Below are 14,154 nucleotides of genomic sequence, written 5' to 3' on the forward strand. Positions count from 1 at the left end.
TTGGGATAAAAAGCTTCGTCTTTAATATTAGACGCGGCGCTTTTTAGGCGCACGGCAACCATTGTGTGGGATTGGGGTTACATCAGAGATGCTGTTAACTTTATAACCCAATGCACCTAGTGCTCTTACCGCAGACTCACGACCCGGTCCTGGTCCTTTGACCAAAACGTCGATATTCTTAACACCATATTCTTGAGCCGCTTTACCAGCGACCTCAGCTGCAACCTGAGCTGCAAATGGTGTAGATTTACGTGAACCACGGAAGCCTTGTCCACCTGAAGTGGCCCAAGCCAGTGCATTACCTTGACGATCGGTAATCGTAACAATGGTGTTATTAAAAGACGCATGGATATGGGCAATGCCCTCCGATACTGAACGACGAGTCACTTTCTTGCGACTACGAGTGTCTTTAGCCATCTTTTAGCTTCCTAAGTTAATTATCTTTTGAGAGGGCGTGTCGGACCCTTACGAGTACGAGCGTTGTTCTTAGTATTCTGACCTCTAACTGGTAGGTTACGACGATGGCGGATGCCACGGTAACAACCAAGATCAACTAAACGCTTAATATTCATTGACACTTCACGACGAAGATCACCTTCAGTCATGTAATTTGCAACTTGTGCACGGATAGCATCTAACTGTGTATCATCTAACTGACTAACTTTAGTAGTAGGGGCAATGCCAACTGCTTCTAAGATTTTCTGAGCAGTGGTACGACCTACACCAAAGATGTAAGTTAGTGAAATAACAGCATGCTTATTATCCGGAATGTTTACGCCGGCAATACGAGCCATTGATTTCTCTCCATTAAAGAAAAATAAGCGTTATTTATCAATAAGGCTTTATTTTTCAGATTTGTTGCTGTCAATACTAAAGCTTTTATAATTATTATCGCTGCTTTGACTTGATTACAAGCCTATTCATTGACGGTCTTATAAAAGTTTTTGCATAAACTACGGCAAGTGGCGGATGATATCCCATCCGCCGTCATTTTTCAAGTATTAATTGAGATAGTAACAAAAGTCTGAGACTTTATAATACTAAATATTAACCTTGACGTTGCTTGTGGCGAGGTTCTGCTGTACAGATGATATGTACACGGCCTTTACGGCGTACAACTTTACAGCTACCACAAATCTTTTTAACTGATGCTTGAACTTTCATAGCATGCTCCTTTGAGATATCGTACCGCTCATTTAAGGTTGAGTGGGCGATTGAATTAACGTCTGATCATGATATTGATGGGTCATCAAATGCGCTTGGATTTGCGAAATGAAGTCCATTACCACAACCACCATAATCAGTAAAGACGTACCACCGAGTTGAAACGGCACACCAAACGATGACTGGACGACCATTGGCATTAAACAAATAACCGTCATATACATCGCGCCAATAAAGGTCAGTCGGTTTAATACATGATCTAGGTAACGCTGAGTTTGTTGTCCGGGGCGAATACCTGGGATATACGCACCACTACGTTTAAGGTTTTCAGCTACTTCACGTGGACTAAATACCAATGCCGTATAGAAGTAACAGAAGAAAATAATCATCGCGCCAAACAGAACCAAATATAGCGGCTGTCCTGGAGACAACACCAATGCCATATTCTGTAGTATCTTTTGTGTAAGGGTAGGATCAGTTGATTGACCGACCCACTGCCCTAAACTTGCTGGAAACAACAACAACGAGCTGGCAAAAATGGCTGGGATAACCCCTGCCATATTAAGCTTCAGCGGCAAATGTGACTGCTGCTGAGCATATATTTTGCGACCTTGTTGCTGCTTCTGTGCATAGTTTACTGGAACACGGCGCTGAGCACGTTCAATATAAACGATACCAGCAGTAACCGCGATGCCTAGTAGCACAAAAATAAACAGTACAATCAAGTTCATTTGTCCTTGATTGACCTGTTCAATAGACTGCGAAATCATACCTGGCGTACCAGCCACAATACTCGCAAAAATGAGCATTGAAATACCATTACCTACGCCGCGCTCTGTAATCTGCTCACCAAGCCACATCAAGAACATAGCACCCGCTACCAATGAGGTAACCGCTGGAATATAAAAGGTCAGACCAGAAGATAAAGTAAGATTTTGACTGATTAAGCCAGCACACATTCCTAATGACTGTACTAGGGCTAAAGCAAGTGTCCCTTGACGGGTATACTTGTTCAACTTACGTCGTCCCGCTTCGCCTTCTTTTTTGAGGGCTTCAAGCGATGGCAATACTGCAGACATCATCTGTACAATAATCGATGCTGAAATATACGGCATAATGCCGAGCGCCATAATGGACATACGCTCTAGTGCACCACCTGAGAACATGTTAAACATGCTCAAAATGGTGTTTTCGTTGCGCGAAAACAGATCAGCCAAGTTGACCGGATTGATACCCGGTACTGGAATATGTGACCCTAAACGATAAACAACCAATGCGCCGATTAAGAATAATAAACGCGTCCATAATTCATCATACTTGCGTATGAATGCAAATGGATTGAGCGGTATACCAGTCGATGACATTGATTGTTTTGACACGTTACTACTCCTCGATGCTACCACCAGCAGCTTCGATTGCTAGCTTAGCGCCTTTAGTCACTTTGATACCTTTAAAGGTATAAGCCTTAGTGACTTCGCCTGACAACATAATACGGGCACGCTTCATGTCGTGACGGATTAGGTTAGCAGCTTTAAGTGTTTCAAGGCTAACCACATCGCCATCAATTTTATTCAGTTCAGAAAGACGTACTTCAGCCGTCTTCATTGCCATTTTACTGGTAAAACCAAATTTCGGTAGACGACGATATAAAGGCATTTGACCACCTTCAAATCCTGAGCGTATGCTAGAACCTGAACGAGATTTCTGACCTTTTACACCACGACCACCAGTCTTACCAAGACCTGAACCGATACCACGACCACGACGTTGGGCAGTTTTCTTTGCGCCAACACCTGGTGATAATTCATTTAATCTAAGACCCATTACGCTTCCTCCACTTTTACCATGTAGTTAACGCGATTGACCATACCACGGGTTGAAGGTGTATCTTCTACTTCAACAGTATGATTAATACGGCGTAAACCCAATCCTTTCAAGCTCGCTTTGTGGCTCTTTAGGCGATGGGCACCCGATTTAAATTGAGTGACTTTCATTTTTTTCATCGTAACTCACCTAGTCTAAGTTAACCCAAGATTTCGTCTACAGATTTACCACGTTTTGCTGCCATCTTCTCTGGAGTTGACATATCACGTAAACCGTTAAACGTTGCGCGAACAACGTTAGCAGTATTGGTAGAACCATAACATTTAGTCAAAACATCTTTGACACCAGCAACTTCTAATACAGCACGCATTGCGCCACCAGCGATTACGCCAGTACCTTCAGATGCAGGTTGCATATAAACTTTACTAGCACCATGACGTGCTTTGATCGGATGATACAAAGTTGCATCATTAAGCTCAACAGTAATCATATTACGTTTGGCAGCTTCTAGTGCTTTTTGGATAGCCGCTGGCACTTCACGTGCTTTACCGCGACCAAAACCAACACGACCATTGCCATCGCCCACTACAGTCAATGCAGTGAAAGAGAAAATACGACCACCTTTAACAACTTTTGCAACGCGATCAACGGTAACTAAGCGTTCTACTAGACCGTCAGTCTGTTCATTTTTATCATTTTTATCATTTCTAGCCATGATTAAAACTCCAATCCGTTTTCGCGAGCTGCTTCTGCTAAAGCTTTAACTCGACCATGATATTTAAAACCACTACGGTCAAAGGCAACTTTAGTGATACCAGCTGCTTTTGCGCGTTCTGCGATCATTTGGCCCACAGACGTTGCTGCATCAGCATTGCCAGTCGCGCCTGAGCGCAAGCTGCCGTCTAAGGTAGATGCCTGAGCAATCACTTCACCACCGGTAGGAGAGATAATCTGGGCATAAATATGTTTTGGCGTGCGAGTAACCGTTAAGCGATGAACGCCTAAGAAACGGATATGCGCGCGGGTTTTCTTAGCTCGACGCAGACGAGCTGCTTTTTTATCAAACATTTCAACTCACCTTATTTTTTCTTGGCTTCTTTGCGAATCACATGCTCGTCACTATAACGAATACCTTTACCTTTATAAGGCTCAGGTGGGCGGAAACCGCGGATATTAGCCGCTGCTTGACCAAGCTGCTGTTTATTGTTTGATTTCAAAACAATTTCAGTTTGCGTTGGGGTTTCAGCTGACACACCTTCAGGCAACGTATATTCTACTGGATGAGAGTAACCAACGTTCAAAGTTACCTTGTTACCAGCAACTTGTGCGCGATAACCAACACCAATTAACTGAAGACGCTTTTCAAAGCCTTCATTCACGCCTTTAACATAGTTGTTAACAAGAGCGCGCATGGTGCCAGTGTGCATCATGGCTTCTTTTGAATCGACTGTAGGTGAGAAAATGATCGCATCATCTTCCTGTTTCAGCTCGACCAATTCATGCAGGCGTAAAGACAAAATGCCGTTCTTGCCTTTCACTTCGACCTGCCGATCGTTCAAAGTAACACTTACGCCGTTTGGCAGTGTCACTGGGGCTTTAGCCACACGAGACATAGGAATATTCCTTAAAAAATTAACTTCTTTATATTAGCGAAAAAACTAACAGGCTAAAAAGCGTGTTAGTTTAGCATAGTTGACTGCGTTAGACACCTATCAATTTGAAATAATTCATTATTACTCAATCAATAGAAGTCTAACAACCATCAAATAGACTTTATCGTCGTGTAGCTTACGCTACAAATGCGACGATTTCACCACCGATACCAGCAGCGCGTGCAGCACGATCACTCATGATACCTTGGCTAGTTGATACGATAGCAACACCCATACCTTGCTTAACAGTAGGGATAGCGTCTTTACCGCGGAACTGGCGCAAACCAGGACGGCTAAAACGTTGAATCGTTTCGATGACAGCGCGGCCTTCGAAGTATTTCAATTCGATAGATAGGGTTGCTTTATTGTTTGCTTCTTCAGTAACAACAGCGCTCGCCACATAACCTTCGCTAACTAGCAAATCAGCTATTGATTTACGTAATTTAGAGCTCGGCATTGCTACCGATACTTTGTTAGCCATTTGTGCGTTACGAATACGGGTTAGCATATCCCCAACGGTATCTTGCATACTCATATAGTTACCCCTTACCAGCTTGCTTTACGAACACCAGGCACATCGCCTTGCATGACACGCTCACGCAGCATATTGCGTGATAAGCCAAACTTGCGGAAGTAACCGTGAGGACGACCGGTGATAGCACAACGATTGCGCAGACGTACTGGCGATGAATTGCGTGGAAGAGCTTGTAGCTCTAGCATCGCTTCCATACGAGTTTCGTCACTTGCAGTCATATCACTGATAGTTTCTTTTAGCTTGATACGCTTATCAGCGTACTTAGCAACCATTTTTTCGCGCTTTAATTCGCGGTTAATCATGCTCTTCTTTGCCATAACGTCTTTACCTTATTTAAATGGGAAGCCGAATGCTTTAAGCAACGCGCGACCTTCTTCATCAGATTGAGCTGACGTGGTGATTGTCACATCCATACCGCGGATACGATCAATCTTGTCAAAATCTACTTCTGGGAATACGATCTGTTCTTTGATACCCAATGAGTAGTTACCACGTCCGTCAAAGGCTTTAGGTGAAAAACCGCGGAAATCACGAATACGAGGAATTGCAATGGCAATGAGACGATCTAAAAATTCGTACATTTGCTCACCGCGTAGCGTTACTTTGCAGCCAATTGGCCATTCTTCACGAATTTTAAAGCCAGCAACTGATTTACGCGCTTTGGTGACGACAGGTTTTTGACCAGCGATAGCGGTCATGTCAGCTACTGCACCTTCAAGCAATTTCTTGTCTTGAGACGCGCCGCCTACACCCATGTTAAGTGTGATTTTAGTGATTTTAGGCACTTGCATCACATTAGCCAAACCAAGCTCTTCTTTGATTTGCTGCTTTAATTCTTCGTTATATAAAGATTTTAATCTTGCCATTACCATTACACCCTTAGTGTCTTACGCAGTCGCCACTACTTCACCGTTCGAACGATAGACGCGTTGTTTCTTGCCGTCTTCGCCGAACTGATAAGTAATACGATCAGCTTTTTGGGTTTGCGCATTTAATATTGCGACATTTGAGATATGTAGAAAAGCTTCTTTCTTAAGAATGCCACCTTCAACGCCAGTTGCCTGATTCGGCTTCTGATGTTTAGTGACAATATTAATGCCTTCAACTTTAATACGATCATTTTTTACAGCTTGTACAGTACCTTGCTTGCCTTTGTCTTTCCCAGCAATCACGATAACTGTATCGCCTTTACGTAATTTTGACATGGATTACCTCACAATACTTCTGGTGCTAGTGATACAATTTTCATAAACTGATCACCACGTAGTTCACGAGTTACCGGTCCAAAAATACGAGTTGCAATCGGTGCTTTATTTTGGTTCAACAATACCGCAGCATTGTCGTCAAAACGCAGAACAGAACCATCAGGACGACGAACGCCTTTTTTGGTGCGTACAACTACAGCATTCATCACGTCGCCTTTTTTAACACGACCGCGAGGAATGGCTTCTTTAACCGTTACTTTAATAATGTCGCCAACTGATGCATAACGACGATGAGAGCCACCCAGTACTTTAATGCACTGAACTCGTCTTGCACCGCTATTATCTGCAACTTCCAGCATCGATTCAACCTGAATCATAGCGTTACTCCACACGTATGAGCAATAAAAACCAGTTGCTGCCGCTAGCACAGTATGAGTAGTCGGCATTTTAATAATAATAACCGCTGCTACTCTTAATGTGAGTGATATACGCTCGGCGCAATCAGCATCCTTAAAAAGGCGGCTATTTTAACAGCTTCTGGCTTTTAATGCAATTTACTTAGATTTTTTCTACTTTTTCAACCACTTCAACCAAAGTCCAAGACTTGGTTTTAGAGATTGGACGCGTTTCTTTGATGCGGACAAGGTCGCCTTGTTGGCAAACATTATTCTCATCATGGGCTTTGATTTTTGTAGAACGACGAAGCTGCTTGCCATACAAAGGATGACGAACCAGACGCTCAATCAAAACTGTGATGGACTTGTCCATCTTGTCACTGACAACTCGTCCTGTCAATACGCTAGCATTAGCTGTTTGATTGTTATCGCTCATGAGTCGCCTCGTTGTTTCTCGTTAATCAAAGTCTGAAGCTGAGCAATCGCACGACGATTAACACGTACTTCATGGGTATTACCCAACTGACCAGTTGCTTTAGCCATACGAATACGGAAAGCATCAAGTTGCTTTTCATCAAGTAACTGAGTCAGTTCTTCTAATGATTTATCACGTAATTCACTGATCTTCATTACATTATCGTCCGCTTAACAATGGTAGTTTTAAAGGGCAGTTTTGCTGCAGCAAGCGTGAACGCTTCGCGAGCAAGTTCTTCTGAAACCCCTTCGAGTTCATATAGCACTTTACCAGGTTTGATTTCGCATACCCAATATTCTACAGGACCTTTACCTTTACCCATACGTACTTCTAGTGGTTTATTGGTAATTGGTTTGTCTGGGAATACACGAATCCAAATCTTACCACCACGCTTAATTTTACGAGTGATGGTACGACGTGCTGCTTCAATTTGACGGGCAGTCATACGACCACGAGTCAACGATTTTAGACCAATTTGTCCGAATGCAACGGTGCTTCCACGATGAGCTAGCCCAGTGTTACGACCTTTGTGCATTTTACGAAACTTGGTACGTTTTGGCTGTAACATAGTTTAACCTCTGTCTGTGTTTCGACGGTTTCCGTTTCCACGACCACGGCGTTTTGGCGCACGAGTCTGCTCTTCTTTAACGGGATTGTATACACTGTTCATACCGTCAAGGATTTCGCCACGGAAGATCCAAACTTTTACACCGATGGTGCCGTAAGTAGTTTCCGCACGTACTGACGAATAGTCGATATCAGCGCGTAGTGTATGCAATGGCACACGACCTTCACGGTACCATTCAGTACGAGCAATCTCAGCACCGCCAAGACGGCCAGACAGCTCAACTTTAATACCTTTAGCACCAGAACGCATGCTGTTCTGTACGGCGCGCTTCATAGCACGGCGGAACATAACACGACGCTCAAGCTGACTTGCGATACCTTCCGCTACTAGATGAGCATCAAGATCAGGCGAGGTGATTTCTTCAATGTTGACCTGAGCAGGTACGCCCATAATTTTGGTCAATTCTTTTTGAAGTCTTTCGATGTCTTCGCCTTTCTTACCGATAACGATACCAGGACGCGCAGTGGCGATGGTAATCTTAGCAGCACCGGTAGGACGCTCAATCATGATTTTGCTAATCATAGCACTATCAAGCTTTTTGCGCAGATATTCACGAACTTGAATGTCGTTGATTAGGTATTCTGAGTATTGTTTAGGGTTAGCATACCAGTTTGCGTTATGCTTCTTTACAACACCAAGACGAATTCCGATTGGATGTACTTTTTGACCCATAACTTATTCTCCTACCTTTATAGTGATGTGACAGGTACGCTTACTGATACGATCAGCGCGACCTTTAGCACGTGGTAGGATACGTTTTAGCGTAATGCCTTCATCAACGTAGATGGTTGATACTTTAAGGGTATCAATATCTAGACCGTTGTTGTGTTCGGCATTGGCGATGGCTGAGTTAAGACATTTCTTAACAAATACAGCGCCTTTTTTATTACTATACGTTAGGATATCCAAAGCACGCTCGATAGATTTGCCACGAACTTCATCGGCAACGAGTCTAACTTTTTGTGCCGATATGGCGGCACCGCGTAATTTTGCAGTTACTTCCATGGTAAGCACCTTATCTCTTAGCTTTTTTGTCAATGCCATGACCACGATACGTACGAGTCGGGGCAAATTCACCTAGTTTATGACCAACCATCTGTTCACTCACGATAACCGGTACATGAGTACGGCCATTGTGAACAGACAAGGTTAAGCCAACCATTTGTGGTAGGATCATCGAGCGGCGCGACCAAGTCTTAATTGGCTTGCGTGAGTTGGTGTCTAATGCATTCTCAACTTTGGCAAACAAATGCGCGTCTATGAATGGACCTTTTTTCAATGAACGAGGCATGAAATTCTTCCTTTATTTCTTCTTGGCGCGACGGCGGATGATCATATTGTCAGTACGCTTATTACTACGCGTTTTAAGTCCTTTAGACTTCTGACCCCAAGGGCTGGTTGGATGGCGACCTTTATTACGACCTTCACCACCACCATGTGGGTGATCAACCGGGTTCATAGCAACACCACGAACAGAAGGACGAACACCACGCCAACGTGAAGCACCGGCTTTACCAAGTGATTTCAAGTTGTTTTCAGTGTTAGAAACTTCACCAATAACGGCACGGCAGTTCACGTGTACACGGCGAGTTTCGCCAGAGCGCATACGTAGAATAGCATAAATACCTTCACGACCTAACAACTGAACGCTAGCACCCGCAGAACGAGCCATCTGTGCGCCTTTACCGATTTTAAGTTCGATATTATGGATCACAGTACCCAATGGGATGTTTTTTAGCGGTAAACAGTTACCTGGACGAATTGGTGATAGCTCACCTGACATTACTGTATCGCCAACTGCTTGTTTTTTAGCAGCAATGATATAGCGACGTTCGCCATCAGCGTACTTAAGTAAAGCAATGTGCGCAGTACGGTTAGGATCGTATTCAATACGCTCTACCGTGGCTGGGATATTGTCTTTAGTACGTTTGAAATCGATAATACGATAATGCTGCTTATGACCACCGCCAATATGACGAGTCGTTATGCGACCATTATTGTTACGACCACCAGTTTTACTTTTTGATTCGAGAAGCGCTGCAAACGGACGACCTTTATAAAGGTGTGGATGCACCACTTTTTCAACAAAACGACGGCCTGGTGATGTTGGCTTTGCTTTTACGATAGGCATGAGTGTAATCCTTATTCGTTGTTCGCTGTTTCACTAGTAGAAGCAGTCGTATTCGCGACCTCTTCACCAGCATCAGCCATTTGTACATCTTGACCAGCTTTTAAGGTAACGTAGGCTTTTTTGTAGTCATTACGACGGCCGATACTTTTACCAAAACGCTTTGTCTTACCTTTAACATTCAAAGTGTTTACTTTTAAAACTTCAACACCTTCAAACATCATCTCAACCGCTTTTTTGACTTCAAGCTTAGTAGCGTTAGAGTCAATTTTAAATACCTGCACACCAAGTGAGTCGCCAAGCATTTGAGATTTCTCTGAGAATACAGGTCCTCTTAGGATCTGATAAAGTCTTGCGTTATTCATGCTAGTGCTTCCTCAAATTGTTTCGCAGCTTCGACTGTCATGATCACTTTATCAAAAGCGATCAAGCTCACTGGATCCACTTCACTTGTATCAAGTACATTGACATGTGGGATGTTGCGAGCAGCTAAGTATAAGTTTTCGTCAACTTCTTTAGTGACGATTAATGCACGTGATGCATTTAACTCACCTAACTTTGCAATCAACTCTTTAGTCTTAGGTCCAGAAACGCTTAGTTCTTCGACCAAAATCAAACGCTCTTGGCGAATCAATTCGGCTAAGATACACTGCATAGCACCGCGATACATTTTACGGTTGACTTTCTGTGACCAATCTTGTGGTTTAGCCGCGAATGCACGACCACCCCCACGCCAGATTGGGCTACGAATAGAACCTGCACGAGCGCGACCAGTACCTTTTTGGCGCCATGGCTTAATGCCACCACCAGAAACTTCGGCACGGGTTTTTTGAGCGCGTGTACCTTGACGAGCACCAGCAAGATATGCGGTGACGACTTGATGCACTAGTGCTTCGTTGAATTCACGACCGAAAGCCGTATCAGAAAGCTCAACTGCCGCCCCTGTAACTGTTTTTAAATCCACGTTAATCCCCTTGCTTAGGCTTTGACTGACGGACGTACGATGACATCGCCACCGGTGGCACCTGGGATAGCACCCTTGATGACAAGTAACCCTTTTTCAACATCAACCGATATCACTTCTAGGCCCTGAACGGTAACGCGTTTGTTACCCATCTGACCTGGCATTTTTTTGCCTTTGAAGACTTTACCTGGTGACTGGTTTTGACCAGTTGAACCAATGGCACGGTGAGATACTGAGTTACCATGAGTGGCATCTTGCATGCTGAAGTTGTGACGCTTCACGCCGCCTTGAAAGCCTTTACCTTTACTGTTACCTGTGACATCAACCATCTGACCTTGTTCGAACAAGTCAGCTAGGATCTCACCACCAATTTCACGACCTTCAAGATCGCTATCATTGGCACGAAATTCCCAAACACCACGACCAGCGGCAACGCCAGCTTTAGCGAAGTGACCTTTTTGAGCTGCTGCTACGCGGCTGTCACGACGGGTACCTGTGGTAACTTGGATGGCTTGATAGCCATCTACATCAGTATTTTTTACTTGAGTAATGCGATTAGCACTGATCTCAACCACTGTTACAGGGATAGATGCGCCTGCTTCAGTGAAGACACGGGTCATGCCGCATTTTTTACCGACTAAACCGATCGCCATTTTAGACCTCTTTATATCTTATATTAATGGGTTGGGTGTTTATGTGCATTAACCCAAAGCAATTTGAACGTCAACACCCGCCGCCAAGTCAAGCTTCATTAGCGCATCCACAGTTTTGTCGGTAGGTTGAACGATGTCAACCATACGCTTATGAGTACGGATTTCGTACTGATCACGAGCGTCTTTGTTTACGTGTGGTGAAGTTAGAACGTTGAAGCGCTCAATGCGAGTCGGCAACGGTACAGGACCACAAACTTGCGCACCGGTGCGCTTTGCAGTATCAACAATCTCTTGTGCAGATTGATCAATCAGACGATGATCAAAAGACTTAAGACGGATACGGATTCTCTGGTTAGCCATGCCAGCAAGCTCCTAATATGTGCTTTTGTCATTTTTGCTTTGCAAAGATATGATCAAAAGCCGTTTGGTTAAATATTCACTTAAAGCGGCCTTCTGTTCTTAACCAGAATGAGTTCTTTATCCGAACTTGTAGCGTGCCAAAAGCAAAATAGTTTAAAGCCCCGCCGACCCTTCCATTATAGGATGTCAGCAAAGGCATAATGAAATAGTGCTAGAAACGATGCTCTAGCTGTCATAGCGCCCGCTGTTTGATTGGCGGCGCATATATAATTCAGTGGTGTATATTATACATAGTATTTCAGTCATTGCAAGGGTAATATCTGTAGCGACTTATGATATTACCCTTTATAAACAGTAATATGTAAACAACCGTATCTGTGCTTAATAATCACGCTTATATGAATTGGTAACTATGCACTGTTAATCTAAAACTATGAAACATCAATCCAAAACAATGTCATATTGCTCTTGAGTATAGAGATTTTCGACATCAAAGGTAATCACTCTACCAAGTAAATACTCTAAATCTGCCACCGTGTCTGACTCTGAAGTGAGAAGTAAATCAATCACTGCAGCATGGGCAACGACCGTAAATTTCTTGGGAGAGTTATAAGTACGAGCACAACGCATGATTTCACGGAATATCTCAAAGCACACTGTCTCAGCCGTTTTAACAAAGCCGCGTCCTTGACAGGTCGAGCATGGCTCACATAGCTGCTGTCCGAGCGACTCACGCGTACGTTTACGCGTCATCTCTACTAACCCAAGCTCACTGACCTGAGTAATCTTAGTTTTGGCATAGTCTTGTACTAGCTGTGATTGCAGACTCTCTAACACATCATCTTTATGCTGCTGTTCAAGCATGTCAATAAAGTCTAGGATGATAATACCGCCTAGATTACGCAAACGCAGCTGACGGGCGATTGCATGAGTTGCCTCAAGATTGGTTTTATAAACCGTATCTTCTAACGAACGCCCGCCTACGAATGATCCTGTATTGACATCGATTGTGGTCATCGCTTCTGTTTGGTCGATAATGAGATAGCCACCTGATTTTAAATCTACGCGGCGTTTTAAAGCATCACGCAAATCATCTTCGACACGATGGACATCAAACAAGGATGGCTCAGCGGTATAATGGACAATGCGGTCATAGACAAAAGGTACAAACTCTTTGGCAAAGGATCTGACTTGTTCGTAAATTTGTGCATTATCAATGATGACTTTCTCGGTATCCGCGTGTACCAAATCACGGATAGAACGCAGCGGTAATGATAGCTCTTGATAAATAAGCTCAGAACTTTGATGTTGTTTCATCTCTTGGCGACGCGCGCAGATGGTACGCCACAGTTGCAATAGATAATAAATGTCTTCTTCAAGCTTATCGACAGGGACACGTTCAGCAGCGGTACGAGCGATGAGACCGCCTTTTAGATTGACCGTTTGCATCAGGCTACTAAGCTCAGTCTTCAAACGAGTGCGCTCTTCTTCGCCATCAATGCGCTGAGAGATACCAATGTGTTCGCTTGAGGGCAGATACACCAAATAGCGAGATGGCAAGGATATATTGGTGGTCAAGCGAGCGCCTTTACTGCCCAACTGATCTTTGGTCACTTGCACTAAAATACGTTGGCTTTCATGCAAGCGATGTTGAATCAACGTTTTAGAAACAGGGATGACTTCGGTATTTTGTATACTAATCACCGGTGGCGTGACAGCCAAGTTATCAGTACCATTTTCTACCACAGCATCTTCTATATTGCTATCCGAGTTTTTATCGCTATTGTCAGCCGCTTTACTTTTATTTTCTGCTACTGGACGCGGCTCACGCTGCATATCATTGACATGTAAAAATGCTGTCCGCGACTGCCCGATATCAACGAATGCTGCCTGCATACCAGGTAAAACGCGTACGACTGTACCCAGATAGATATTGCCGACCAGACCCAATTTATGATGACGTTCAATATAAATTTCGCCCAAGATGCCATTGTCTAAGACTGCGACACGGGATTCCATTGGACTAATATTAATCAGCAGCTCTTCGGACATAATGTTTTTCTCTTATCTCTCAGCTTTCTTGTTAGACGTTCATCGTCTATTATCTTTATAGTGTAACAAATGCAGCTGGCTCTCGCCCATTACTCTCGCGTGTTATTATGTGCAGCAGG

At 43.7% G+C, this 14,154-nt stretch carries 26 protein-coding genes; all 26 read right to left on the reverse strand.

Annotation, left to right across the window (positions count from 1 at the left end):
* Positions 1–27: 27 nt before the first annotated feature.
* The 26 genes from rpsK to JMX95_RS07715 all read right to left on the reverse strand — a co-directional run bounded on the left by rpsK (position 28) and on the right by JMX95_RS07715 (position 14,035).
* Positions 28–417: a 30S ribosomal protein S11 gene (gene rpsK, locus JMX95_RS07590; protein ID WP_045454458.1), complete on the reverse strand. Its 390-nt coding sequence runs from the start codon at positions 415–417 to the stop codon at positions 28–30.
* Between the two features lie 20 nt (positions 418–437).
* A complete protein-coding gene (gene rpsM / locus JMX95_RS07595; protein ID WP_021813384.1) occupies positions 438–794 on the reverse strand; it encodes a 30S ribosomal protein S13 in 357 nt (118 codons plus the stop codon).
* A gap of 253 nt (positions 795–1,047) precedes the next feature.
* The gene (rpmJ, locus tag JMX95_RS07600; RefSeq protein WP_010196721.1) at positions 1,048–1,164 is read right to left on the reverse strand and encodes a 50S ribosomal protein L36; all 117 of its coding nucleotides are present in this window, start codon (positions 1,162–1,164) and stop codon (positions 1,048–1,050) included.
* A 32-nt stretch (positions 1,165–1,196) separates the two neighbouring features.
* The gene (gene secY, locus JMX95_RS07605) at positions 1,197–2,528 is read right to left on the reverse strand and encodes a preprotein translocase subunit SecY (protein ID WP_173936727.1); all 1,332 of its coding nucleotides are present in this window, start codon (positions 2,526–2,528) and stop codon (positions 1,197–1,199) included.
* Positions 2,529–2,547: 19 nt separating this feature from the next.
* A complete protein-coding gene (gene rplO / locus JMX95_RS07610; RefSeq protein ID WP_045446637.1) occupies positions 2,548–2,988 on the reverse strand; it encodes a 50S ribosomal protein L15 in 441 nt (146 codons plus the stop codon).
* Positions 2,988–3,167 (reverse strand): 50S ribosomal protein L30, encoded by a 180-nt coding sequence (gene rpmD, locus JMX95_RS07615; RefSeq protein ID WP_010196714.1) that lies wholly within the window; start codon positions 3,165–3,167, stop codon positions 2,988–2,990. The genes rplO and rpmD overlap by 1 nt, the downstream gene beginning before the upstream one ends.
* Before the next feature lie 20 nt (positions 3,168–3,187).
* Positions 3,188–3,703 (reverse strand): 30S ribosomal protein S5, encoded by a 516-nt coding sequence (gene rpsE, locus JMX95_RS07620; RefSeq protein WP_010196711.1) that lies wholly within the window; start codon positions 3,701–3,703, stop codon positions 3,188–3,190.
* Between the two features lie 2 nt (positions 3,704–3,705).
* Positions 3,706–4,056 carry a 50S ribosomal protein L18 gene (gene rplR / locus JMX95_RS07625; protein ID WP_021813381.1) on the reverse strand — a complete coding sequence of 117 codons (351 nt, stop codon included), beginning with the start codon at positions 4,054–4,056 and terminating at the stop codon, positions 3,706–3,708.
* Positions 4,057–4,067: 11 nt separating this feature from the next.
* On the reverse strand, positions 4,068–4,601 hold the full coding sequence (gene rplF, locus JMX95_RS07630; protein WP_045446634.1) for a 50S ribosomal protein L6: 534 nt from the start codon (positions 4,599–4,601) through the stop codon (positions 4,068–4,070).
* Positions 4,602–4,776: 175 nt separating this feature from the next.
* Positions 4,777–5,175: a 30S ribosomal protein S8 gene (gene rpsH / locus JMX95_RS07635; RefSeq protein WP_045446631.1), complete on the reverse strand. Its 399-nt coding sequence runs from the start codon at positions 5,173–5,175 to the stop codon at positions 4,777–4,779.
* An 11-nt stretch (positions 5,176–5,186) separates the two neighbouring features.
* Entirely contained in the window at positions 5,187–5,492 is a 306-nt protein-coding gene (gene rpsN, locus JMX95_RS07640) for a 30S ribosomal protein S14 (RefSeq protein ID WP_021813378.1), read from the reverse strand.
* A gap of 12 nt (positions 5,493–5,504) precedes the next feature.
* Complete coding sequence (rplE, locus tag JMX95_RS07645; RefSeq protein ID WP_011512858.1) at positions 5,505–6,041, reverse strand: 50S ribosomal protein L5; 537 nt, start codon at positions 6,039–6,041, stop codon at positions 5,505–5,507.
* Positions 6,042–6,062: 21 nt separating this feature from the next.
* Complete coding sequence (gene rplX, locus JMX95_RS07650; RefSeq protein ID WP_045446626.1) at positions 6,063–6,380, reverse strand: 50S ribosomal protein L24; 318 nt, start codon at positions 6,378–6,380, stop codon at positions 6,063–6,065.
* 8 nt (positions 6,381–6,388) lie between these two features.
* On the reverse strand, positions 6,389–6,757 hold the full coding sequence (rplN, locus tag JMX95_RS07655) for a 50S ribosomal protein L14 (RefSeq protein ID WP_010196702.1): 369 nt from the start codon (positions 6,755–6,757) through the stop codon (positions 6,389–6,391).
* A gap of 181 nt (positions 6,758–6,938) precedes the next feature.
* Positions 6,939–7,211, reverse strand: a complete 273-nt coding sequence (gene rpsQ / locus JMX95_RS07660; protein ID WP_045446623.1) for a 30S ribosomal protein S17 — start codon at positions 7,209–7,211, stop codon at positions 6,939–6,941.
* A complete protein-coding gene (gene rpmC, locus JMX95_RS07665; protein ID WP_011279794.1) occupies positions 7,208–7,405 on the reverse strand; it encodes a 50S ribosomal protein L29 in 198 nt (65 codons plus the stop codon). The genes rpsQ and rpmC overlap by 4 nt, the downstream gene beginning before the upstream one ends.
* Positions 7,405–7,818: a 50S ribosomal protein L16 gene (gene rplP / locus JMX95_RS07670; protein ID WP_055125273.1), complete on the reverse strand. Its 414-nt coding sequence runs from the start codon at positions 7,816–7,818 to the stop codon at positions 7,405–7,407. Before rplP ends, rpmC begins: the two co-directional genes overlap by 1 nt.
* 3 nt (positions 7,819–7,821) lie before the next feature.
* Positions 7,822–8,550: a 30S ribosomal protein S3 gene (gene rpsC / locus JMX95_RS07675; protein ID WP_045446618.1), complete on the reverse strand. Its 729-nt coding sequence runs from the start codon at positions 8,548–8,550 to the stop codon at positions 7,822–7,824.
* A 3-nt stretch (positions 8,551–8,553) separates the two neighbouring features.
* Entirely contained in the window at positions 8,554–8,883 is a 330-nt protein-coding gene (gene rplV, locus JMX95_RS07680) for a 50S ribosomal protein L22 (RefSeq protein WP_045446615.1), read from the reverse strand.
* A gap of 10 nt (positions 8,884–8,893) precedes the next feature.
* A complete protein-coding gene (rpsS, locus tag JMX95_RS07685) occupies positions 8,894–9,169 on the reverse strand; it encodes a 30S ribosomal protein S19 (RefSeq protein WP_010196682.1) in 276 nt (91 codons plus the stop codon).
* Between the two features lie 12 nt (positions 9,170–9,181).
* The gene (rplB, locus tag JMX95_RS07690) at positions 9,182–10,009 is read right to left on the reverse strand and encodes a 50S ribosomal protein L2 (protein WP_055125272.1); all 828 of its coding nucleotides are present in this window, start codon (positions 10,007–10,009) and stop codon (positions 9,182–9,184) included.
* 11 nt (positions 10,010–10,020) lie between these two features.
* Entirely contained in the window at positions 10,021–10,371 is a 351-nt protein-coding gene (rplW, locus tag JMX95_RS07695; protein WP_010196677.1) for a 50S ribosomal protein L23, read from the reverse strand.
* The gene (gene rplD, locus JMX95_RS07700) at positions 10,368–10,970 is read right to left on the reverse strand and encodes a 50S ribosomal protein L4 (protein ID WP_045446611.1); all 603 of its coding nucleotides are present in this window, start codon (positions 10,968–10,970) and stop codon (positions 10,368–10,370) included. Before rplD ends, rplW begins: the two co-directional genes overlap by 4 nt.
* 14 nt (positions 10,971–10,984) lie before the next feature.
* A complete protein-coding gene (rplC, locus tag JMX95_RS07705) occupies positions 10,985–11,623 on the reverse strand; it encodes a 50S ribosomal protein L3 (RefSeq protein ID WP_055125271.1) in 639 nt (212 codons plus the stop codon).
* A 48-nt stretch (positions 11,624–11,671) separates the two neighbouring features.
* Positions 11,672–11,983: a 30S ribosomal protein S10 gene (gene rpsJ / locus JMX95_RS07710; RefSeq protein ID WP_010196670.1), complete on the reverse strand. Its 312-nt coding sequence runs from the start codon at positions 11,981–11,983 to the stop codon at positions 11,672–11,674.
* Between the two features lie 441 nt (positions 11,984–12,424).
* Entirely contained in the window at positions 12,425–14,035 is a 1,611-nt protein-coding gene (locus JMX95_RS07715; RefSeq protein WP_201553294.1) for an Rne/Rng family ribonuclease, read from the reverse strand.
* Between the last annotated feature and the right edge of the window lie 119 nt (positions 14,036–14,154).

This window comes from Psychrobacter sp. NC44 (assembly GCF_904846655.1).
Classification (GTDB): domain Bacteria; phylum Pseudomonadota; class Gammaproteobacteria; order Pseudomonadales; family Moraxellaceae; genus Psychrobacter.